Below are 20,776 nucleotides of genomic sequence, written 5' to 3'. Positions count from 1 at the left end.
CGTAAGGCGGAACCGGCGATGGCCTACGACCAGGGTGACGGGACGATGCGGATCTACCGGTGGCTGTCCGACGGTGACTCGTTCAACCGCACCAGCGACTACGACTCGGGGCCGTTCCGGCTCAGCGCCGTGGGTGACCGGATGGCCTCCGGTGACGTGGACGGTGACGGCAGGGACGACATCGTGATGGCTTACCAGCAGCCGGATGGCACGTTCTCGTACTACGTGTGGCGCAACGGCAACTCGGCTGCCCGTGTCTGGTACGACAGCGGGCCGTTCGGTCTCAGCCGGGTCGGCGGGCGCCTGGTGCTCGGTGACTTCAACGGTGACCGTAAGGCGGAACCGGCGATGGCCTACGACCAGGGTGACGGGACGATGCGGATCTACCGGTGGCTGTCCGACGGTGACTCGTTCAACCGCACCAGTGACTACGACTCCGGAGCCTTCCGGCTCAGCGTCGTCGGTGACCGGATGGCCTCCGGTGACGTGGACGGTGACGGCAGGGACGACATCGTGATGGCCTACCAGCACGGCGACGGCACGTTCTCCTACTACGTGTGGCGCAACGGCAACTTCGCCGCCCGTGTCTGGTACGACAGTGGACCGTTCAACCTCAGCCAGGTTGGCGGGCGTCTGGTGCTCGGCAACTGGTAGGCGCCGACTCTGGCGTGCCACGGCGCGGCCTCCGCAGGACGGTGCGGAGGCCGCGTCGCTGTCGTGACGCCGTGTCCTCGGCCGCGCAGGTGCCGGGTGGCGCCCAACCGCCGTCGACGTCGCCGGTATGACGCTTCCGCTATGCCGAACATCGAACGCCGTCACACTAATATCGGCGTACATCGATGACCGGCGGCCCGATGGTCGTCGGACGACCGTAGGGGAGTGCCCGATGTTCCGAGGACAACTGAGACGCGCGGCGCTGGCCATGCTGGTGGCGATCCTGGCGGCGGCCGGGATGCAGCTCGCCACCGGCACGCCGGCCGCCGCCGTCCGAACCGTCTACTACGACGCGAGCCGGACCGGCGAGTTCCGCACCAACTTCGACCAGGCGGCGCAGATCTGGAACAGCCGGGTCAGCAACGTCCGACTCCTGGCCGGCACCCCGGCCAGCATCACCATCTACGTCGACGACGGCTGGCCCCGCGCGCAGCCGACCGGTCTCGGCTCGGGCCGGATCTGGATGGGCCGCACGGCCGTCAACCAGGGCTACGACCGCACCCGCATCGCCACCCACGAGGTCGGCCACATCCTGGGCCTGCCGGACCGGCGCACCGGCCTCTGCTCCGACCTGATGTCCGGCAGCAGCGCACCGGTCTCCTGCCGCAACGCGAACCCCAGCGCCGCCGAGGCGAGCCGGGTCAACTCGCTGTTCGCCGGCACCCTGGCCGCACCGGCCAGCACGACGTACACCTGGAACGACGCCTCGGACATCAGCCCGCTGGTGGTCGGCGGCCGGCCAGCCACCGAGAACTACCCCTTCATGGTGTACGTCTCCGGCTGCACCGGCACGCTGATCAAGGGCAACTGGGCGGTCACCGCCAAGCACTGTTCGACGCCGTCCTCGGTGCGGGTGGGCAGCGTCAACCGCACCAGCGGCGGGACCGTGGTGCGGGTGACCCGGGCGGTCAACCACCCCAGCGTCGACGTCAAGCTGCTGCAACTGGCCAGCTCGGTCACGTACGCGCCGGCCCCGATCCCGAGCACCTCCGGCGCTGTCGGAACCGCCACCCGGATCATCGGCTGGGGCCAGACCTGCGCCCCGCGGGGCTGCGGTTCGGCCCCTGCCGTGGCCAACGAACTCGACACGTCCATCGTGGCCGACAGCCGGTGCTCCGGCATCAACGGCACGTACGAGATCTGCACCAACAACACCAACGGCAACTCCGGCGCCTGCTACGGCGACTCCGGTGGCCCGCAGGTGCGCCGGGTCAACGGAGTGTGGAACCTGATCGGCGCCACGAGTCGGGCCGGCAACAACAACTCCACCTGCGCGACCGGCCCGTCCATCTACGTCGACCTGCCGTCCATCCGATCGTGGATCTCCACTCAGGTGGGTGGCCTACCGGTCTGACCATCAACGACATTGCGGGGCGGGGGGGCGAGTGTCAGGCGCGCCCCCGCCCCGGTGTGCCGGTGTCACCCACGCGATCCCACGATGCGGTACGGTGCGTGGCATATCGGCACATCGGAGGTGGCGGCATGCCTACCGTCGTCGTTCTCGCGCTGACCCTCGCCCTCGCGCCCGCGCCGTCCCCGTCGGCCACCTCGAACCCGCTCGGTGACATCGTGGGCGGCGTCGGCCAGATCGTCGACGACCTGCTCGGTGGCGACACCCCCAGTGCCGCTCCGACGCCGATCGTCACCGCCTCTGCGGCGGCAACGCCGAGTCGGCCACCGGTCACCGGTAAGCCCAGCCCGGTGGAACCCACAGTGATTCCCGGGCCCGCCGTGTCGGCGGGCAGCGTCCCCGCACCAGCAGCCCCCGATCGCCGCACCGCTGGGGCGAGCAGCGGCACCAGCGAGGCAGCCGCGCCCTGGCGCGTCGGCGACACCCCCGCACCGACCGCCCCGCCTGCGCTCGCCAACCCCACCCGCAATGCCTGGCCACCAGTGTCGTACCTGCTGGTCGTTGCGGTCCTCGCGGTGTTGGCACTGCTGCTCCTGCGCCGCCGGGCCCCCGTTTCCGCCGCCGCACCCGATCCCGGTCCGACGTCGGATCCCGGGCCGGAGCCGGATCCCGGCCCGACGCCGGACAACGTCAGCCGGTTGCCGACCAGCCTCAACGCCATCTACGAGATGGGCCGGCAGGACGAGCGACTCGAGCAGGAGCGCCGCCGGCGTACCTGAGGGCACGCCGTCCTCACGACGCCGAGTAGGCGCCCTCACGCCGGGGGATGGCGTCGTCGTACGCCCCGACCGGCCCGCTGTAGCGGGCCTTGCCCTTCGGGTACGGCCAGGCGTTCGCGGCGCAGCCGTGCAGGCCCAGCGTCTGCTGCTGCATCACCGGCGCCGGCCGGCCCCGCCCGGGGCACCGCTCGTGGCCGTACCCGAGTTTGTGCCCCACCTCGTGGTTGACCATGTACTGCCGGTAGGTCTGCACCGTCGCGCCGTAACCCGGCACCCCCTTGACCCAGCGCGCCACGTTGAGCACCACCCGGCCCCCGTTGCGGCAGGAGGTGTAGGCGTCCGGCACGTCCTGGCAGAGGGTGTCGCGGGTGCCGGGGGTCGCCAGGTAGATGGTGAAGTCGGTCGGTTCGCCGGCACCGACCCGGCGCAACCGCCCCGCCCCGCCCGCCGTCCACCCGCGTGGGTCGTTCAACGTCGTGGTGATCGCCGTGGCGATGTCCTTCGCCGGCAGGCCCCGGATGTCACGCTCGACGGCGACCCGGTAGCGCAGCAACCGGCCGGCAGTCGCGCGCACGGGGGTTGTCTCGCCGGGTGCCACCGACCAGCGGTTACCGCCGGTGGCGGGGTAGCTGACCGGGACGACGGGCGCGGAACTGGGTCGGACCTCGGCGGCCCCGGTCGGCCGACCGGTAGATGTCGCCGGTCGGCTGGGCACCGGCCCAGCGGCGACCGGGACGGCGGCGGGTTGCCCGGCGGCTGGCAGGCCGCACCCGGTGAGCAGCGCCACCACCAGCAGTGACGCCATCGAGGCGGTACCCCAGCGGCGGGTAACCTTCGTCGACATGTCTCTCCCCTCGCGCGTCGCCGGGTGGCGGCGCGGAGGAGAAGACGGGTGACAGTGGCGAAAAGTTGATGTGACCCAGGGCTCAACCTTTTGCCGGCTCCGCCCGTCTCTAGCTCTGTGGCACGGGGAGGGTTCGCGGTGGCGCGGGGTGACGCGGATTTCGTCGAGTTCGCGCGGGCGGCGTCCGCGCGACTGGTGCACGCCGCGTTCCTGATGACAGGTGACCACCACCAGGCCGAGGACGCCGCGCAGACCGCGCTGGTGCGCACCTACGCGTCGTGGTCGCGGATCCACGACGACGACGCCTACGGATACGCCCGCCGCACGCTGGTCAACCATCTGGTCGACGGGTGGCGACGGCCGATGCGGGAGTACCCGACCGACGAGGTGCCGGAGCAACGGCGTGGCGACGTGGCCGACGACGTAACCACCCGGCGCTGGTTGATCACCATCCTCGGTGCGCTCAGCCCCCGGGAGCGCGCCATCGTCGTCCTGCGCTACTACTTCGACCTGCCGGAGGCGCAGGTGGCCCGGGAACTCTCCGTATCCGTCGGCACTGTCAAGAGCACCAGCTCGCGAGCCTTGGAGAAGTTGCGCACCGCAACCCCCCGCACGGCCGATGAGAGGGCGCGCCGATGAGCGAGCTGGAACGGCTCCGCCACGCGATGCGGGCGACCGAGCGTCCCGACGCCGTGCTCGATCTGGACTCCGTGATGCGCGAGGGACGTCGGCTGCGTACCCGTCGATGCCTCGCCGGAGCCGGGGCGGCGACGCTCGTGACCGGCCTGGCCGCCGTGGTCGTCGTGGTGGCGGTCGGCGCGTCCGGGCCCGGCGATCCGGCGCCGACCGAGCGCCCGCCGCCGGTCGCCGTCGCCCCACCGTCGGTCGGTGTCTCGCCGTGGGCGGAGAAGTCGCTGGGCTCCACGCCACCGCCGACTGTGGGCCGCGACGAGCCGCCACCGAAGGCCCTGGGCCAGATCGTGGACAGCGGGGTGCGGCACGGCGCGGAGCGTCGGGTCTACTACTTCGTCGCGGTGTCCGTGCCCGGTGAGCCCAAGGTGTCCATCGGGCTGGCCGCCGGTCGCCAGGCTCCGGACGGCTCGTTGAGCACCGACATCCTGGTCAACGACGTCCACGGCAGCGACCGCGGCGCCGGGTTCCACCAGATCGGCTACGACGAGGGCTTTGCCGCGCCGGTGCCCACCTTCGGCTACTTCGTCGGCCCCGCCAGACGGATCATCGGCACCGTCGGCGGTCGGCAGGTCGACGCCCGAGTGGCGCCATGGAGTGGCGACAAGCAGGTGCTGATCTTCTGGTTCGACCCGGCGCGGCTCACTCCGGGGGAGCGGCTGGACGGCATCATCGCCCGTGACGCCAGCGGCCGCCGACTCTGACCCGCCGCCGGCACTCAGGCCAGTCGACGCTCGATGGTCACAGTCGTTCCCTCGGCGGTGGAGACCAGCCGCACGTCGCCGTAGGCGTTCATCAGCAGCGCGCCGCGTCCCCGGTCCATCGCCGGCCGGCGGTCCCGCCAGGTGCCGAAGTCCCGTACCGAGATCCGGATCAGCCCGCCACCCACCTGGGCGCGCACCCGTACCTCCGGACGACTGGGTCGCTGTGCGTGCTCGACGGCGTTGTTCATGGCCTCGGAGGCGGCGAGCAGGAGATCTTCCAACACGTCCGGGTCCACGTCCAGGTCGCCCAGCGCGCCACGGACGTCCCGACGCATCGCGGCGGCGGAGGTGGGGGCGGACGGGTACGTCCACCCCACGTCCAGGAGGTCGCCCAGCCCGTCCGGCTCGGCCGGCGCCTGCACGATCACGGCCGCGTCGCGGACGGGTTCGACCGCCGGGCCAGGCGCCCCCGGTTCCACCGGGGCGGGCCGAGCCGAGGGAGCTGCGGCAGCGACAGCGGCCGGGTCACCGACGACGGCCGCGGCAGGGGTACGGTCGCGGGCTCGGCGGATGCTGGCCCGGATCCGGGCGATCAACTCGGCCGCGGCGAACGGCTTGACCAGGTAGTCATCGGCACCCAGGCTCAGGCCCTCCACGCTGGCCTCCCCACCCGCACGGGCGGAGAGCACCAGCACCGGCAGCGTCCGGGTCGTCGGGTCGGCGCGTAGTCGGCGCACCAGGTCGAAGCCGTCCAGCACCGGCATCATCACGTCGGTGAGGAGCAGGTCGGGCAGCTCACTGTGGATCTCGTCGAGGGCCTGCCGGCCGTCGGTGACGGCCCGCACCCGCCAGCCCTGCCCGGTGAGCAGCCGGGTGAGGTACGCCCGCATGTCGGCGTTGTCGTCGGCGAGCAGGATCCGGGCCCCGGCCAACTCGTCAGTGGCCGGCCCGGACGCGGGATCGGGCTCGGTCAGCGCGTCCGGTTCGGTGAGCCAGCCCATCGCCTCCTCGACGGCGGCGCGTGCCGCGTCACCCCGCCCGTCCACCGCCGGCCCGGTGACCGCTGTGCGGTGCGCCGCCGACCAGGGCAGCGTCACCGTGAACCTGCTGCCGACGCCCACCTGGCTGGTCACGTGCACGTCGCCGCCCTCCAGCCGGGCCAACTCGTGCACCAGGGCCAGCCCGATGCCCGTGCCCTCGTGACTGCGCGAGCGGGCGCCCCGCACCCGGTGGAAGCGTTCGAAGAGTTTCGGCAGGTCCCGTTCCGCGATGCCGATGCCGGTGTCCGCGACGGTGAGGCGCACCTCTTCGTCGTCGGCGTCGACGGTGACCCGGATGCGGCCGATGAACGTGTACTTCAGTGCGTTGGAGAGCAGGTTCGTGACGATGCGTTCCCAGTTGACCGGGTCGACAGCTACCGGCCGGGGCAGCGGTGGGCAGCTCACCTCGAGAGTCAGCCCGGCCCGCTCGACGGCGGCCCGGAACACCCCGGCGAGTTCGGCGGTCAGCGCGGCCAGATCCACCACCCGGGCGTCGCTGCGCGCCCGCCCGGCCTCCAGGCTGGAGAAGGTGAGCAGGCTGTTGACCAGCGTCAACAGTCGGGTGGCGTTGCGCCAGCCGGTCTCCACCCGCTCCCGCTGCACCGCCGCCAACGGCGCGGTGGCGTCGGTGAGGGCGTCGGTCAGCGGGCCGAGGATGAGGGTCAACGGGGTACGGAACTCGTGGCTGACGTTGGCGAAGAAGTCGGTCTTGACCCGGTCCAGTTCCGCCATCGCCTCGATCCGGCGCCGCTCCTCCTCGTACTCCTGGGCGTTGCGCAACGCCACGGAGATCTGCTGGGCGAGCAGTTGGTGGAAGGAGCGGTACGCCTCGTCGAGCCCTCGGCTGGGGCTGACCCCGGCGAGCAGGACGCCGAGCGGCTGATCCTCGTCGGCGGAGGGCAGCGGTAGCGCCAGCGCGGTGCGAACCGGGTCGTTCCACGGGCCGGCGGGCAGCGGCAGCCGGTCGGCGACGTCGGTCACCTGGGTCGCCCGGCCCTCGGCGGCGTCCGCAAGCCCCCAGGCGTACGCGGGCGGGCCCGGGTCGGTCAGCTCGACGGTGTCCGGCAGGGCCGGGGCGTGCCCCTGGTCGCCGCCGGTGCAGGTGACCCGGCGCAGTGCCGTGCCGTCGCGCAGGTAGATGGCGGCGAACGGCACGTCCAGGGGGTGGCCGTCGATCACGTCGATCAGCCGCGCGCCGGTGGCGTCCACGTCGACGGTGCGCCCGTCGCCGAGCACGGACAGGTCGCGAAGGAGACGGAGGCGGCGTTCGCCGACGACCTGCTGGGTGACCTCGCTGCACACGGTCAGTACGCCGACGGTGCGGCCGTCGTCGTCGCGGGCGGGGGCGTGCGAGACGCTGAAGTAGGCCTCCTCGCGGTAGCCGGCCCGCTCCAGCAGCAGTTGCAGGGCGGGGACCCAGCTGGCCACCCCGGTCGCCATGGCCTCCTCGATCAGCGGGGCGAGCACGTTCCAGCCTTCGGCCAGCGTCACCCGTACGTCGTCGCCGAGCGCGGCGGGGTGCTTGTCGCCGATCAGCGCGGAGTACGCGTCGTTGTAGAGCTGGGAGTAGCTCTCACCCCAGAGCAGCAGCATGGGGTACCGGGAGGAGAGCACCATCCGGACGGCGGCGCGCAGGCTCTGCGACCATTCGTCGACCGGGCCCAGCGGGGTGCCGGCCCAGTCCAGTTGTGCCATCAACCGCCCGGTGTCGCCGCCGAGGAACAGGTCAGTGCTGGGTCGCGTCACGCTCGATCCGACCCCATCGCAAGCCCCCGTTCCGGGCCCGACGACCCCTGCCGCGTTACCTACCCATCCTGACACCTCTACTCACCTGTGCCGACGCCGGTACCCACAGTCGAACCGGCGGCGGTTCGGGACGAACGACCGATGCTCAACAAATAGATATCTGTAAGTGTCTCGGGTATCTCTCCAACCCCGAGGAGCCCCCATGAGAGGCAGAACGCTGAGCGCGGGAATCGCGCTCGCCGTGTTCGCCGGGATGACGGTGCCGCTGGTCGCCCAACCGGCGACCGCGTCACCTCCGACCGCCACGACGGTGACCCGGCCGATCGCCGCGTCCGCCGCCGCGTTGGCCGCGCCGGACATCTCCATCACCAACGTCCAGGCGCACCTGACCCAGTTCAACGCCATCGCCACCAGCAACGGTGGCAACCGACGGGCCGGCTCGGCCGGCTACACCGCCTCGCTCAACTACGTCAAGACCAGGCTCCAGTCGGCCGGCTACACGGTCAGCGAGCAGTACTGCTCCAGTTGCCGGTACCCCTCGAACAACCTCATCGCCGAGTGGCCCGGCGGCCCGGCCGACCAGGTGGTCATGTTCGGCGCGCACCTGGACGGCGTCGCGGCCGGTCCGGGCATCAACGACAACGCCACCGGCTCGTCGACCCTGCTGGAGAACGCGCTGGTCCTGGCCGCGCAGAACCCGACGATGACCAAACGGGTGCGGTTCGCCTGGTGGACCGACGAGGAACAGGGGCTCAACGGCTCCCGGTTCTACGTCAACTCGCTCAGCGCCACCCAGCGCGGCTACCTCAAGGGCTACTACAACTTCGACATGGTCGGCTCGACCAACGGCGGCTACTTCATCAACCGCGTCACCTCGACCACCGCGGCGCCGTTGAAGGCGTACTGGGACTCGTTGGGCCTGCAACCGGAGGAGAACGTCGAGGGCCAGGGCCGCTCCGACGACTACTACTTCCAGCAGGCCGGCATCCCCACCTCGGGCTATGCCGCCGGCGCCAGCGCGCGCAAGACCAGCGCCCAGGCGGCCAAGTGGGGCGGCACCGCCAACTCCGCGTACGACCCGTGCTACCACCGGTCCTGCGACACCACCGCCAACGTCAGCGCCACCGTGCTGAACCGGGCGGCCGACGGTGTCGCGTACGCGCTGTGGCAGCTCGCCGTGGGCGGCGGCACCCCGACCTGCACGGGCGGTCAGGTGGTCGCAAACGGTGGCTTCGAGAGCGGCAGCACGCCGTGGACAGCGTCCTCCGGCGTGATCACCAACGCCAGCGCCCAGCCGGCCCGGACCGGGTCGTACAAGGCGTGGCTCAACGGCAACGGCAGCAGCGGCACCGAGAGCCTGACGCAGTCGGTGACACTGCCGGCCGGGTGCGCCAGTTACACGCTGTCCTTCTGGCTGCACATCGACACCGCCGAGACCACCGGCTCCACGGCGTACGACCGGCTCACCGTGCAACTGGGGTCGACCACGCTGGCGACGTACTCGAATCTGAACAGGGCGTCCGGCTACGTCCAGCGCAGCTTCTCGGTGGCCGGGTTCGCCGGGCAGACGGTGACGCTGCGCTTCACCGGCACCGAGGACTCGTCGTTGCAGACCAGCTTCGTGATCGACGACGTGACGCTGGTGGCGAGCTGACCTCGTACCCCGAAAAGGGCCGCCGCCGGCAGCGTCCGGCGGCGGCCCGTCACGTCGTGGGTCAGGGGAGCTGTGGGTAGAGCGCGGCGACGCCGCCGGGGAACCCGGCCTGCACCCGCCGGCTGACGTCGTCGGCCACGATCTCGTAGGCGTCGGCCTCGACGCCGTCGACGGCGAGCCCGGCGATCACCGCCGGGTCGGACTTCGGGCCGGTGACCGTCGCGGCCATGTCGGTGTCCAGGTAGCCGATGTGCAGGCCGGCCACCCGGACGCCCCGGTCGGCGAGCTGGAGGCGCAGCGCGTTGGTCATCGCCCACTCGGCGGACTTGGCGGCACCATACGACCCGTGCAGGGGGAAGTTCACCCAGGACAGCACGGAGAGCACGTTGAGGATGGTTCCGCCGCCGTTGCCGGCGATGACCGGCGCGAATGACCGGATCATCGACAGGGTGCCGAGGTAGTGGGTCTCCAGCTCCAGCCGGATGAGGTCCAGGTCGCCGTCCAGCAGATCGGCCCGGTTGTCGACGCCGGCGTTGTTGATCAGCAGGTTGACGTCGCCGGCCAGTTCGGCGGCGGCGGCCACCGAGGCGGGGTCGGTGATGTCGAGGCGCACCGGCGTCACGCCGGGCAGGTCGACGCTGTCGGGGTTACGGGCGCCGGCGTAGACGGTGGCGCCCCGGGCGAGGAGTTCGGCGGCCAGATGCCGGCCGAGGCCACGGTTGGCGCCGGTGACGAGGGCGGTGCTTCCAGCGATCTTCATGGCGGTCACGCTATCCGACCTGACTTCTGTTAAGCAAAGTCAGCCATGTCACGGGGGTCGTCAGCCGGATCGGGAATACGACCCGGATGCGCCCACACCCCGACCCGTGACGACTCGTATCCTTTCCGCGAACCTTCGCACGAGCCGAGATGGGAGACGGTGTGAGCAACCAGGCCGAAACGTTGGAATTCCAGGCCGAGGCGCGTCAGCTCCTCCAGTTGGTGGTCCATTCGATCTATTCGAACAAGGACGTCTTCCTGCGGGAACTCATCTCGAACGCGTCCGACGCACTGGACAAGCTCCGGCTTGCCACCCTCGTCGACAAGGACCTCGTCGCCGACACCGACGACCTGCACGTCGCCCTGGAGATCGACAGCGACGCCCGCACCCTCACAGTGCGCGACAACGGCATCGGGATGACCCGCGACGAGGTCGTCCAGCTGATCGGCACGATCGCCAAGTCGGGCACCGCCGAGCTGCTGCGCCAACTGCGCGAGTCCGCCGACGCCCACGCCAAGCAGGACCTCATCGGCCAGTTCGGGGTCGGCTTCTACGCCGCGTTCATGGTCGCCGACCGGGTCACCCTGCTGACCCGCAAGGCCGGCGAGACCGGCGGCACCCGCTGGGAGTCCACCGGCGAGGGCACCTACTCGATCGAGGCGGTCGACGAGGCGCCGCAGGGCACCACAGTGACGCTGCACCTCAAGCCGGCCGACACCGAGGACAACCTGCACGACTACACCGCCGAGTGGACCGTCCGCGAGATCGTCAAGCGCTACTCCGACTTCATCGCCTGGCCGATCCGGATGAGCGTCGAACGCCCCGGCGTCGACGGTGCGGCCGCCACCCGTGAGGTGCAGACCCTCAACTCGATGAAGGCGCTCTGGGCGCGACCCCGCGACGAGGTCGACGCCGCCGAGTACAACGAGTTCTACAAGCACGTCAGCCACGACTGGGCCGACCCACTCGAGGTCGTGCACATGAAGGGCGAGGGCACCTTCGAGTACGAGGCGCTGCTCTTCCTGCCCAGCCACGCCCCACTGGACCTGTTCTCCCCGCAGGGCCGCCGCGGCGTCCAGCTCTACGTCAAGCGCGTCTTCATCATGGACGACTGCGAGGCGCTGGTCCCGACCTACCTGCGCTTCGTCAAGGGCGTGGTCGACGCGCACGACCTGTCGCTGAACATCTCCCGGGAGATCCTCCAGCAGGACCGGCAGATCCAGATCGTCCGCCGCCGCCTGGTCAAGAAGGTCCTCGCCACTGTCAAGGACCTCAAGGCCAACCACGCCGAGCGCTACCGCACCTTCTGGACCGAGTTCGGCGCGGTGGTCAAGGAAGGGCTGATCGACGACACCGACAACCGCGACGCCCTGCTGGACCTGCTGTCGGTGGCCTCCACCAACGATCCGGCCGAGCCCACCGACCTGGCCGGCTACGTCTCGCGGATGAAGGACGGCCAGAGCGACATCTGGTACGCCACCGGCGAGTCCCGGGCCGCCATCGAGAACTCTCCGCACCTGGAGGCGTTCCGCGCCAAGGGGCACGAGGTGCTGCTCCTCACCGACCAGGTCGACGAGGTGTGGGTCGAGCGGGTCGGCACGTACGACGGCCGGCCACTGCGCTCGATCGCCAAGGGCGAGATCGACCTGGACACCGACGAGGAGAAGCAGCAGGCCGAAGCCGAGCGCGAGCAGCAGCGACAGGAGTTCGCCGGGCTGCTCGACTGGCTGGGGACCACCCTCACCGACAGCGTCCGGGAGGTCCGGCTGTCGTCGCGGCTGACCACCTCACCGGCCTGCGTCGTCGGCGACGCCCACGACCTCACGCCGACCCTGGAGAAGATGTACCGGGCGATGGGGCACGAGATCCCCACCACCAAGCGGATCCTGGAGATCAACCCCGGTCACCCGCTGGTGTCCGGGCTGCGCAAGGCCCACGAGCAGGGCAGCGACCCCACCGCCCTGACCGAGACCGCCGAGCTGCTCTACGGCCTTGCGGTGCTCGCCGAGGGCGGTGAGCTGACCGATCCGGCCCGCTTCACCCGGACGCTCGCCGACCGACTGGCGCGCACCCTGTAAGCCTTCTGCCAGGTTGGTTCGCCTCGTCGATCATGGAGTTGCGGTGGGTGACAAAGCGCCCGTCGCAGTGCCTAACAGGCACCACAACTTCAAGATCGACGAGGCTGGCGCCCCTCGCCTGCGTGAGGTGGCTCCCGGTCAACTGGTGCGGGCGCTGGTAATGTTGGCGGCCTCAGGGTCCGCACCCTCCCGGCCAGCGGGAGGCGCAAGATCTCCGCTTTCATGCTGGGGAGTCTTGCCGTGCTTCTACACAATCGACCGACGAATCCACCGCACGCTCGGCTGCGCCTGTTGACTGCGGTCAACGCCCGCAAGGATGCGGGCAGCAGCCCCACCGGGATCGTCGGGCGGAGCCTGGCTCGGCAACTGCTGGGCGCCGGCGACAGGGTGCGGGTTCTCGCCGAGCCCGGCCAGGCCGATGACTGGCCCGACGGGGTCGAGGTCGTCGAGGGATCCATCACCCGCCCGATCGAGTACGCCGAGGTCTTCGACGGCGTCGACGGCGTCTTTCTCGCCGGAGCCGTCCCGACGACGGTGCCGGATGCCCTGGAGGTCGCCCGGGATGCCGGTGTACGACGGGTCGTCGTGCTGTCCTCGCACGGGCCGGAGTACGAAGAGGAGCATCCGCCGGAGACGTGGTTCTGGTTGGCCATCGAGCGGGCCGCCGAGTGCTCGGGCATGCAGTGGACGCACATCCGCCCGTCGGCGGTGCTAGGGGCGATGATCGAGGGCACCTATCCAGCGACGGGGTCGGACTGGCCGGAGATGATCCGGGGCGATGGTGTCGTACGGGAGGCGTTTCTGGGCGGCGGACACTACCCCTTCATTCACGAGGACGACCTCGCCGCGGTCGCGATGGCGGCGCTGCGCGTCGACGACCACGTCGGCACCGTACTGGAGGCGGTCGGTCTGCCGATCAGCAGCCGTTCGCGGGTGGCGAGCATCGCCAGGGCCATCGGCCGCGACATCGCCGCCGTCGAGGTGACGCCCGACGAAAGCCGCGCGAGGTGGCGGCGTGACGGCTGGCCCGACAGTGGCATCGACGTGACGCTGTACGCGCTCGAGGAGTACGGGGCGCGGCTCGCCGAACTCACCGCGTGGACGCTCGACCAACGGCCGGCCGTGCACGAGATCATTGGCCGCCCACTACTCGACGTCGACGACTGGGTGGTCGAGAACGCCGAACTGTTCCGCTGAGCGTGGGTTGCCCCGCCTGCGCTAGCGCATCGCATCGTGGCCTGACTCCGCCGCCGTCACCGGCCGGGGATCACCAGACCCGACTCGTAGGCGATCATCACCGCCTGGGCGCGGTCGCGCAGGTGCAGTTTGGTGAGCAGGTTGCCGACATGTGTCTTCACCGTGTGCTCGCTGAGGTGGTGGTGGGCGGCGATCTCGGCGTTGGACAGGCCGGCCGCGATCAGGCGCAGCACGTCCGTCTCACGGGCGGTCAGGGCAGTCACCGCGGCGGCCCGGGCGGGGTCCGGATGGCCCCGCCGGTGCAGCTCGCCTATCACTCGGGCGGTGACGGCGGGAGCGAGCAGCGCGTCCCCGGCGGCCACCACGCGGACCGCGTTCACCAGGTCGGCTCGGGGAGCGTCCTTGAGCAGGAAGCCGCTGGCCCCGGCCCGCAGGGCCGCGTACAGGTAGTCGTCGGTGTCGAACATGGTCAGGGCGAGGACCCGGCTCGGGGTGAGCGCGCAGACCTGGCGGGTCGCTGCGACACCGTCCAGGACGGGCATCCGCATGTCCATCAGGACGACGTCGGGGCGGTGTTCGCGGGCGGCCCGCACTGCGGCTGCGCCGTCCGGGGCCTCGGCGACCACCTCGATGTCCGGCTCGGCGCCGAGGATGGTGGCGAACCCCGCCCGGAACAGGTCCTGATCATCGGCGAGCACGACACGCAGCATCAGATCACCGCCGGTGTCGACAGCGGCAGGACAGCGGTCACCGCGAAGCCCTGGCTGTCGGAGGTCGGGCCGGTGTGCAGGGTGCCGCCGCAGGCGTGGGCGCGCTCGCGCATGCCGACGATCCCGTACCCGGCCCGGCCGGCGTCGGACGCTCGATGACCGCGCCCGTCGTCGGTGATCGACACGGTGAGCGAGTTCGCCGTGTAGTCCAGTCGGACGCGAACCGATCCTGCCCCGGCATGGCGCACCACATTGGTCAGGGACTCCTGCACGATCCGGTAGGCGGCCACCCCGACGTCCGGGGGTGGCGCGAGCGGCGGCTCGACGGCACCCGCGGACGGCGAGACGGTGAGCACGGCATCGAGGCCGGTGGCGCGGACCCGCTCGACCAGGACGGGAAGGTGGTCCAGACCCGGCTGGTCGAGTGGCTGGTCGGTGGGTTCGTGCAGGCTGCCGACCGCGCGGCGGAGCTGGACGACAGCGTCCCTGCCGGTGGCGGCGATCGTCGCGAACGTGGCATCGGCGCGATCCGGCTGGTGACGGACCAGGAGGGGACCCGCCTCCGCCTGGACGATCATGACGCCGACCGCGTGGGTGAGGATGTCGTGCAGGTCGCGGGCGATCCGGGTGCGTTCACGCAGCACCGCCGCCGCACGTTCACCGGCGATCCGACGATCGCGTTCGGCGAGGGCCGCGGTCTGGCTTCGGCGTGCCCGGGTGCTGGTGCCCAGCGCGTACGCGAAGAGGTAGGCGACCGACAGGTAACGCAGCACCTCCACGTCCGGGCGGGGATACAGCAACGAGACCAGCAGGCCGGCGGCGGTCAGCACGATGCCGAGCAGGCGGATCGGCACTGAGGCCCGCGCCGCGAACGTGTAGAGGCAGACGAGCGGTCCGACCGGCAGCAGTGGGGGCGCGCCGAGCGAGGCGGACACGGTGGTGGCGACGCCCACCACGAGGGCGACCCGGAGCAACGCCTGGTCCCGCCACAGCACCGGCACCGACGACGCCACCGCGAGCGGCAGCACCCACCACTCGCGTGGCCCACCGGCCAGGGCGGGCAGCACTGTCGCGGCGACGGCGGCCACGGTGACGGCGAGATTGACGTACCGCTTCACGTCGGCAGTATCGTCCGACCCGGCGCGTTGACGCCTCCCTCCACGGGACCAGATCGATCCGGCCTCGCAGGGCGATCCGACCCGGCCGCCACCGCCGCACGCTCGACACATGATGACGATCCTCGCCACGCTCCTGAGTGGCCTGCTCTGGTTCGGTGGCACCGGGCTGCACCCGGTCCCCGCGCTGACCTGGCTCGCCCCGCTCCCGCTGATCCTCGCCTCGACGCGGGTACGCCCGAGGACGGCGCTCTGCGCGACAGCCCTCGCCTGGTCGATCGGTCAGTGCGGCGTGCTCGGCTACTACCTCGGCACCCTGCGACTACCGGTCCCCGTGGTCGTCGGTGTGGTCCTGCTCGGCGTCGGTCTCGCGACCGGCACGGTCCTGCTCGCCCGCGCACTGCTGTTGCGCGGACGAACAGTCCTCGCCGTCCTCGCCGTGCCCTCGCTCTGGGTGCTGGGGGAGTACGTCGCGTCCCGCCTGCTGCCCAACGGCGCCTGGTGGAGCCTCGCCTACACTCAGGCCGACGTCCGCCCGGTGATCCAACTGACCGCGCTCACCGGCGTCTGGGGCGTCACCTACCTGCTGCTCGCCGTCCCGATCGCCCTCGCCGCCCTGCGCGGAAGCCCTCGTCCCGCCCTCACCTGCCTGCTCGTCCTCCTGCTCGGCGCCGGCGGGTGGTCGGCCTGGTCGCTGGGCCGTTCGCCCGAGCCGGCCGAGCGGCTGACCGTCGGCCTGGTGGCATTGCGGCAGCCCGAGGACGGGCTCCCGATCGACGGGCAGCCCGGCCGTGACCTGCTCGCCCGTTACGCCGCGCGGGTCGAGAACCTGGTCGCCCGCGGGGCGCGGATCGTCGTCCTGCCGGAGAAGGTGTTCGCCGTGACGGACACGACGATGCCGGTGCTCGTGGCCGCGCTCCAGCAGACCGAGGCTCAGGTCGTCGTCGGCGCGGTGCGGCGACGGGCCGACAGGGCGAGCAACGTCGCGCTGGTGCTCACACCGGGCGGGACCATCGCGACGTACGAGAAGCAGCATCTCGTCCCGGGCCTGGAAGACTGGCTGACGCCGGGTGACGAGGTGCTCGTGGACGGGCGGTTCGGCGTCGCGATCTGCAAGGACCTCGACTTTCCCGGCCTGGTCCGGCGGTATCGGGCGCAGGGCGCCTCGGTGCTGCTCGTCCCCGCCCTGGACTTCACCTCCGACGGCTGGCTGCACGGACGGATGGCACTGGTCCGGGGCGTGGAGAACGGGCTCGTCGTGGTCCGGGCCGCGGCGTTCGGCCGGCTGACGGTCACCGACCCCGGCGGCAGGATCGTGGGTGAGGCCACCGCCGGTGACGCGCAGTTGCTGCTCGCCACGCCGACGTCGGGGTGGGGCACTGTCTATTCGCGTACCGGAGATTGGTTTCCGCTGTTGTCAGTGGTCCTGTTGGTACTGGCCGTGGGTGGCGCGCGGTGGTGGCCGGTTACCAGCGGTTCCGGTGGGCGAACGCGTCCGGGTCGGCCCACGGACCGGGCTTGAGGTCCATCGTTGCCAGGCTCCGCCGCGACAGCCGAACGCTCGGCCGGACAACCGGCCGAGCGTTCGCCTGTGCGGTGCGGATCAGCGCAGGGGTTGGTGGCCCGTCACGCCGCGGAGGCGGCCTTCGCCTCTCGGTGCGACGCCACCGGTCCGGCGTTCCAGCCCCAGCGGGGGGCCGGTACCGCCGCGTCACGACGCCCGTCCGTGTCGGCGTCGTCGCCGTCTGTTCCGTCGACGGTCAGTTCGACCGAGGCGGGTGTGCTGCGGGCCAGCCGCAGTGAGTGCTCGGCGCCGGTGCGGGCCGCGCACGGCCACTGCTGCCCGGCGCACTGGAGGTTGCGGCACTGGCCCTCGTCGTCCGGCTCGTGTGCGCTCAGCACGTCAATCGCCAACTGCCACAGCAGCGGATCGGTCACGTCGTGCGGACGCTCGGCGGTGCGACTCGGTCGGTTGCTGGTGTCGTCGGACATGGTGGGCCCCCCTCGTCAGGCTGTACCCCCCAAGGGTCACCCGTCAGTCGCCGGCTAAACCGCCGACCTGCTGTGATGTGTCTCTGATCGCAGCTCGGCCGAGGACGCCGCACGCTTATCGGTCAGTCCGGCAGAAGCGGCATCTCCACGCCCGGCTCCCGGCCGAGCAACACCGCCCGCGTGAGCGCCGCTGATCCGAACCGGTCGCGGACCGCGTCGACCGCAGCGTCCAGATGGGACCCGGAGTCCGGCTGGAACGGCAGCTCAGGCTGGACCGGGTTGTCGTCGAGGTTGCCCACTGAGACACCGATCAGGGTGATGCCACGCCGATCGATCTCGGGCAGCGCGGCGCCTAGCAGCGCACGCGCGGCGGCGAGCAGTGGCGTCGTCTCCGCCGTCGCCTTACCCACCGTGTGTGAGCGGGTCGCCCGGGTGTAGTCGCCGAAGCGCAGCCGCAACACCACGGTGCGGCCGGACCGCCCGGCCGTCCGCATCCGCCGGCTGACCCGGTCGACCAGGCTGGCGAGGATGGCGTCCAGTTCCGTCGAGGCGTGCGGGGTGCGACTCAGCGCGTGTTGCGCGCCCATCGAACCGCGCCGCCGCCCCACCTGCACCGCCCGGGGGTCGCGATTGTGCGCCAGCGCGTGCAGGTGCCGGCCGGCGCCCGCACCGAGCAGCGACACCAGCGCCGCCTCACCGAGGCGGGCCACCTCCCCGACGGTACGGATCCGGCGTTCGCGCAGCTTCGCGGCCGTGACCGGGCCGACGCCCCAGAGCCGTTCCACCGGCAGCGGGTGCAGGAACGCCAGCTCGGCGTCCGGTGCGACCACCAGCAGGCCGTCCGGTTTCGCCACGCCGCTGGCCACCTTGGCCAGGAACTTCGTGCGGGCCACCCCCACCGTGATCGGCAGGTGGACCCGGTCGCGGACCTCCCGGCGCAGTCGCTCGGCGATCTCGGCCGGTGGCCCGACCAGCCGCCGTAGACCACCCACGTCGAGGAACGCCTCGTCGATGGAGAGCCCCTCGACCAGCGGTGTGGTCTGCCGGAAGATCTCGAAGACCGCGCGGCTCGCCGCCGTGTACGCCGACATCCGAGGCGGCACGACGATCGCGTCCGGGCACAGCCTCCGCGCCTGCTGGCCGCCCATCGCGCTGCGGACGCCCCGCGCCTTCGCCTCGTAGCTGGCCGCGAGCACCACGCCGCCACCGACGATCACCGGCCGCCCCCGCAGACGCGGGTCGTCACGCTGCTCGACCGACGCGTAGAACGCGTCCAGGTCGGCGTGCAGGATGCTGGCGCCGGGCGACACGTACACATGTTCGCATGGCGTCCGGCTGGTGCGGCAGTGAGCTGGGCGAACGTCGGTCAGTCGAGGCAGAACTCGTTGCCCTCGGGGTCGGCCATGATGAGATGACCGGCGCCCAATGGGGGAGTGGGCTCGTGCCGACTGAGCCGCTTGGCACCGTGCGAGACGAGCCGTTCGGCCTCCGCCTCCAGGGCCGCCATCCGCTCCTCACCCTCCAGTCCGGGGGCCGCGCGTACGTCGAGGTGGACGCGGTTCTTCACCTGCTTGTGCTCCGGCACCCGCTGAAAGAACAGCCGTGGCCGCGAGCCCTCGGGGTCGACCACCGCCGACGCGTCGTTGCGCTTCTCCGGCGGCACACCCATCGCCTCCAGCGCCTGGTCCCAGGACTCGAAGTCTCCGGGTGGTGCCTGCACCTGGTAGCCGAGCGTCTCGGCCCAGAACGTGGCCAACCTCGCCGGGTCGGCGCAGTCGAACGTGATCTGGACGTCGCGGGTCACGGCGGATCCCTGCTTCCTGTTCTGGTCGGTCATGATTTCAGCCTCTCGCGGATAGCGGACAGGGTTGTTCCGCTATCCGTGAAACGATCGACGCGTGACAGTCGAGGCGACGACCGAGCGGGTGCTGCGCCTGCTGGCGCTGCTGCAACGACGGCTGTCCTGGACGGCTGCCGAACTCGCCGCCGAGCTGGGGGTCAGCGGCCGTTGCGTGCGCCGCGACGTGCAGCGTCTGCGGGCGCTCGGCTACCCGGTGCACGCGGTGTCGGGCGTCGGCGGCGGCTATCGACTCGGTGCGGGCACCCGGCTGCCGCCGTTGCTCCTCGACGACGAGGAGGCGATCGCCACGGCGGTGTCGCTGCGGCTGGCCTCCGGGGGCACGATCGCCGGTGCGAGCGAGGCGGCGCTGCGGGCACTCGCGAAGCTCGACCAGGTGATGCCGTCGCGGCTCCGCGCCGAGGTGCGGGCGGTGCACGGCTCCACCGACACCCTCATCGGTCCGGTCGCCGAGATCGACGCGGAACTGCTGGTGACACTCGCCCGGGCCTGTCGGGACGGGGTCCGCGTTCGGTTCCACTATGCCGGCCGGGACGCTGGTGAGCAGGAACGGACTGTCGAGTATGCCGGCCGGGACGCTGGTGAGCAGGAACGGACTGTCGAGCCGATCCGGATGGTCACCACCGGCCGCCGTTGGTATCTGATGGCCTGGGACGCAGACCGCGCCGACTGGCGGACGTTCCGACTGGACCGGATGCGGGCTGCGGTGGCGACGACCTGGCGTTTCCCCGCGCGCGACCACCCGGATCCGGTTTCCTTCGTGCAGCGTTCCGTGACCGGGGCGCCGTACCGGTACCTCGCCCGGGTGCGGGTGCACGCCCGACCGGAGCGGTTGCGGGAGGTTATCCCAGCACAGGTGGGGCGGGTCGAGGAAGACCGCGACGGTTGGTCAGTGCTGGTCGTCGGCGGCGACAGCCTGGACTGGCTCGCCGCGCACCTCGCCCGCCTGGATCACGAGATGGAGGTGTTGGAGCCTCCCGGGCTGCGCGAGGCCGCAGGCCGGCTGGCCCGTCGCCTCGCGGGGCTGGCCGGCGCGACCTCGGAGCCCGGCGCGCGGTGACGCAGCGTGTAGTGGCGCAGCGACACCGGGCTGCCGTCGGGAGCGGTCCATGGTGCCGTGCTGGTGCCGACCCACAGCCACCCTGCGCGCTCGTACAGCGCGGCGGCCGCGGTGCCACCGGCGGCCAACTCCAGCACCAGGTCCGTTGCGCGTTTGTCCGCCCACTGGCGGGCCCGTTCCAGCAGCGCGCTGCCCAGCGCCAACCCACGGGCTCTCGGCGCGACGAAGAGACGAGCCACCTCGGCTGTCGGCCGGCCGGGCGGGCCGTCCACCTGATCGGGGATCCGATGCACCGCGACGTGTCCGACAACGGCCGCGTCGGCGTCGACGGCGACCCAGGCTCGCGCCGGGTGCGGCTCGCGCAGCCAGCGGTGCGGGTCGGCGGGCCAGTTCAGTGGGTACCCGTCGACCCGGTGAACCTCGGCGAGCGCCGCGACGCAGCCGTCCAGGTCGGTGGCGCGTCGTCGACGCACAGCCTGTCGGT

Annotated in this window: 19 protein-coding genes and 1 pseudogene; 11 read left to right on the top strand and 9 right to left on the bottom strand. The window is 71.5% G+C overall.

Features of this window, described 5'->3' with window-relative positions; translation table 11 throughout:
• From AB0K35_RS14950 to AB0K35_RS14935, 4 genes and pseudogenes are all read left to right on the top strand, one after another.
• On the top strand, nucleotides 1-654 hold a 654-nt coding region (locus AB0K35_RS14950; protein WP_363885678.1), incomplete at its 5' end, for an FG-GAP-like repeat-containing protein.
• 127 nt (nucleotides 655-781) lie between these two features.
• Nucleotides 782-1,360: pseudogene (locus AB0K35_RS14945) on the top strand (snapalysin family zinc-dependent metalloprotease); the annotation flags it as partial.
• An 18-nt stretch (nucleotides 1,361-1,378) separates the two neighbouring features.
• On the top strand, nucleotides 1,379-2,068 hold the full coding sequence (locus AB0K35_RS14940) for a trypsin-like serine protease (protein ID WP_238669607.1): 690 nt from the start codon (nucleotides 1,379-1,381) through the stop codon (nucleotides 2,066-2,068).
• Between the two features lie 128 nt (nucleotides 2,069-2,196).
• Nucleotides 2,197-2,844 carry a hypothetical protein gene (locus AB0K35_RS14935; protein WP_363885676.1) on the top strand — a complete coding sequence of 216 codons (648 nt, stop codon included), beginning with the start codon at nucleotides 2,197-2,199 and terminating at the stop codon, nucleotides 2,842-2,844.
• A gap of 13 nt (nucleotides 2,845-2,857) precedes the next feature.
• Here AB0K35_RS14935 and AB0K35_RS14930 read toward each other — a convergent pair whose 3' ends face one another.
• A complete protein-coding gene (locus AB0K35_RS14930) occupies nucleotides 2,858-3,688 on the bottom strand; it encodes a DUF3152 domain-containing protein (protein WP_363885674.1) in 831 nt (276 codons plus the stop codon).
• A 138-nt stretch (nucleotides 3,689-3,826) separates the two neighbouring features.
• On the opposite strand from AB0K35_RS14930, the gene AB0K35_RS14925 reads away from it, so the two are divergent.
• Together AB0K35_RS14925 and AB0K35_RS14920 are read left to right on the top strand one after the other, a co-directional pair.
• Nucleotides 3,827-4,327: a SigE family RNA polymerase sigma factor gene (locus AB0K35_RS14925; RefSeq protein WP_238669583.1), complete on the top strand. Its 501-nt coding sequence runs from the start codon at nucleotides 3,827-3,829 to the stop codon at nucleotides 4,325-4,327.
• Nucleotides 4,324-5,082: a hypothetical protein gene (locus tag AB0K35_RS14920; RefSeq protein WP_363885672.1), complete on the top strand. Its 759-nt coding sequence runs from the start codon at nucleotides 4,324-4,326 to the stop codon at nucleotides 5,080-5,082. Before AB0K35_RS14925 ends, AB0K35_RS14920 begins: the two co-directional genes overlap by 4 nt.
• A 14-nt stretch (nucleotides 5,083-5,096) precedes the next feature.
• Here the strand turns inward: AB0K35_RS14920 and AB0K35_RS14915 are convergent, their stop codons facing one another.
• Nucleotides 5,097-7,868: an ATP-binding protein gene (locus AB0K35_RS14915; RefSeq protein ID WP_363885670.1), complete on the bottom strand. Its 2,772-nt coding sequence runs from the start codon at nucleotides 7,866-7,868 to the stop codon at nucleotides 5,097-5,099.
• A gap of 202 nt (nucleotides 7,869-8,070) precedes the next feature.
• Here AB0K35_RS14915 and AB0K35_RS14910 point away from each other — a divergent pair, with 202 nt between their 5' ends.
• Nucleotides 8,071-9,522 (top strand): M28 family peptidase, encoded by a 1,452-nt coding sequence (locus tag AB0K35_RS14910; protein ID WP_238669586.1) that lies wholly within the window; start codon nucleotides 8,071-8,073, stop codon nucleotides 9,520-9,522.
• Between the two features lie 61 nt (nucleotides 9,523-9,583).
• On the opposite strand, the gene AB0K35_RS14905 is transcribed toward AB0K35_RS14910, so the two are convergent.
• Nucleotides 9,584-10,282 (bottom strand): SDR family oxidoreductase, encoded by a 699-nt coding sequence (locus AB0K35_RS14905; RefSeq protein WP_238669587.1) that lies wholly within the window; start codon nucleotides 10,280-10,282, stop codon nucleotides 9,584-9,586.
• A 149-nt stretch (nucleotides 10,283-10,431) separates the two neighbouring features.
• On the opposite strand from AB0K35_RS14905, the gene htpG reads away from it, so the two are divergent.
• Both htpG and AB0K35_RS14895 read left to right on the top strand, forming a co-directional pair.
• Nucleotides 10,432-12,360: a molecular chaperone HtpG gene (gene htpG, locus AB0K35_RS14900; RefSeq protein WP_363885668.1), complete on the top strand. Its 1,929-nt coding sequence runs from the start codon at nucleotides 10,432-10,434 to the stop codon at nucleotides 12,358-12,360.
• A gap of 240 nt (nucleotides 12,361-12,600) precedes the next feature.
• On the top strand, nucleotides 12,601-13,557 hold the full coding sequence (locus AB0K35_RS14895) for an NAD(P)H-binding protein (protein WP_238669589.1): 957 nt from the start codon (nucleotides 12,601-12,603) through the stop codon (nucleotides 13,555-13,557).
• A 56-nt stretch (nucleotides 13,558-13,613) separates the two neighbouring features.
• Here AB0K35_RS14895 and AB0K35_RS14890 read toward each other — a convergent pair whose 3' ends face one another.
• Nucleotides 13,614-14,267, bottom strand: coding sequence for a response regulator transcription factor (locus tag AB0K35_RS14890; RefSeq protein WP_238669590.1), 654 nt, complete (start codon nucleotides 14,265-14,267; stop codon nucleotides 13,614-13,616).
• A complete protein-coding gene (locus AB0K35_RS14885; RefSeq protein WP_238669591.1) occupies nucleotides 14,267-15,385 on the bottom strand; it encodes a sensor histidine kinase in 1,119 nt (372 codons plus the stop codon). The genes AB0K35_RS14890 and AB0K35_RS14885 overlap by 1 nt, the downstream gene beginning before the upstream one ends.
• Nucleotides 15,386-15,494: 109 nt before the next feature.
• Here AB0K35_RS14885 and AB0K35_RS14880 point away from each other — a divergent pair, with 109 nt between their 5' ends.
• On the top strand, nucleotides 15,495-16,904 hold the full coding sequence (locus AB0K35_RS14880) for a nitrilase-related carbon-nitrogen hydrolase (protein WP_363885665.1): 1,410 nt from the start codon (nucleotides 15,495-15,497) through the stop codon (nucleotides 16,902-16,904).
• 104 nt (nucleotides 16,905-17,008) lie between these two features.
• Here AB0K35_RS14880 and AB0K35_RS14875 read toward each other — a convergent pair whose 3' ends face one another.
• The 3 genes from AB0K35_RS14875 to AB0K35_RS14865 all read right to left on the bottom strand — a co-directional run bounded on the left by AB0K35_RS14875 (nucleotide 17,009) and on the right by AB0K35_RS14865 (nucleotide 19,211).
• Nucleotides 17,009-17,374, bottom strand: a complete 366-nt coding sequence (locus tag AB0K35_RS14875) for a hypothetical protein (RefSeq protein ID WP_363885664.1) — start codon at nucleotides 17,372-17,374, stop codon at nucleotides 17,009-17,011.
• Nucleotides 17,375-17,496: 122 nt separating this feature from the next.
• Nucleotides 17,497-18,684, bottom strand: coding sequence for a DNA polymerase IV (gene dinB, locus AB0K35_RS14870; protein WP_363885662.1), 1,188 nt, complete (start codon nucleotides 18,682-18,684; stop codon nucleotides 17,497-17,499).
• A gap of 56 nt (nucleotides 18,685-18,740) precedes the next feature.
• Complete coding sequence (locus tag AB0K35_RS14865; RefSeq protein ID WP_238669595.1) at nucleotides 18,741-19,211, bottom strand: VOC family protein; 471 nt, start codon at nucleotides 19,209-19,211, stop codon at nucleotides 18,741-18,743.
• Nucleotides 19,212-19,272: 61 nt separating this feature from the next.
• Here AB0K35_RS14865 and AB0K35_RS14860 point away from each other — a divergent pair, with 61 nt between their 5' ends.
• Nucleotides 19,273-20,292 (top strand): YafY family protein, encoded by a 1,020-nt coding sequence (locus AB0K35_RS14860; protein WP_363885661.1) that lies wholly within the window; start codon nucleotides 19,273-19,275, stop codon nucleotides 20,290-20,292.
• On the opposite strand, the gene AB0K35_RS14855 is transcribed toward AB0K35_RS14860, so the two are convergent.
• Complete coding sequence (locus tag AB0K35_RS14855) at nucleotides 20,184-20,765, bottom strand: GNAT family N-acetyltransferase (RefSeq protein ID WP_238669597.1); 582 nt, start codon at nucleotides 20,763-20,765, stop codon at nucleotides 20,184-20,186. The genes AB0K35_RS14860 and AB0K35_RS14855 overlap by 109 nt on opposite strands.
• Nucleotides 20,766-20,776: the final 11 nt, after the last annotated feature.

Source organism: Micromonospora sp. NPDC053740, assembly GCF_040677775.1.
GTDB lineage: Bacteria > Actinomycetota > Actinomycetes > Mycobacteriales > Micromonosporaceae > Micromonospora > Micromonospora alfalfae.
The sequence above is the reverse complement of the archived record's forward strand: the minus strand, read 5'-3'. Positions and strand labels throughout refer to the sequence as shown.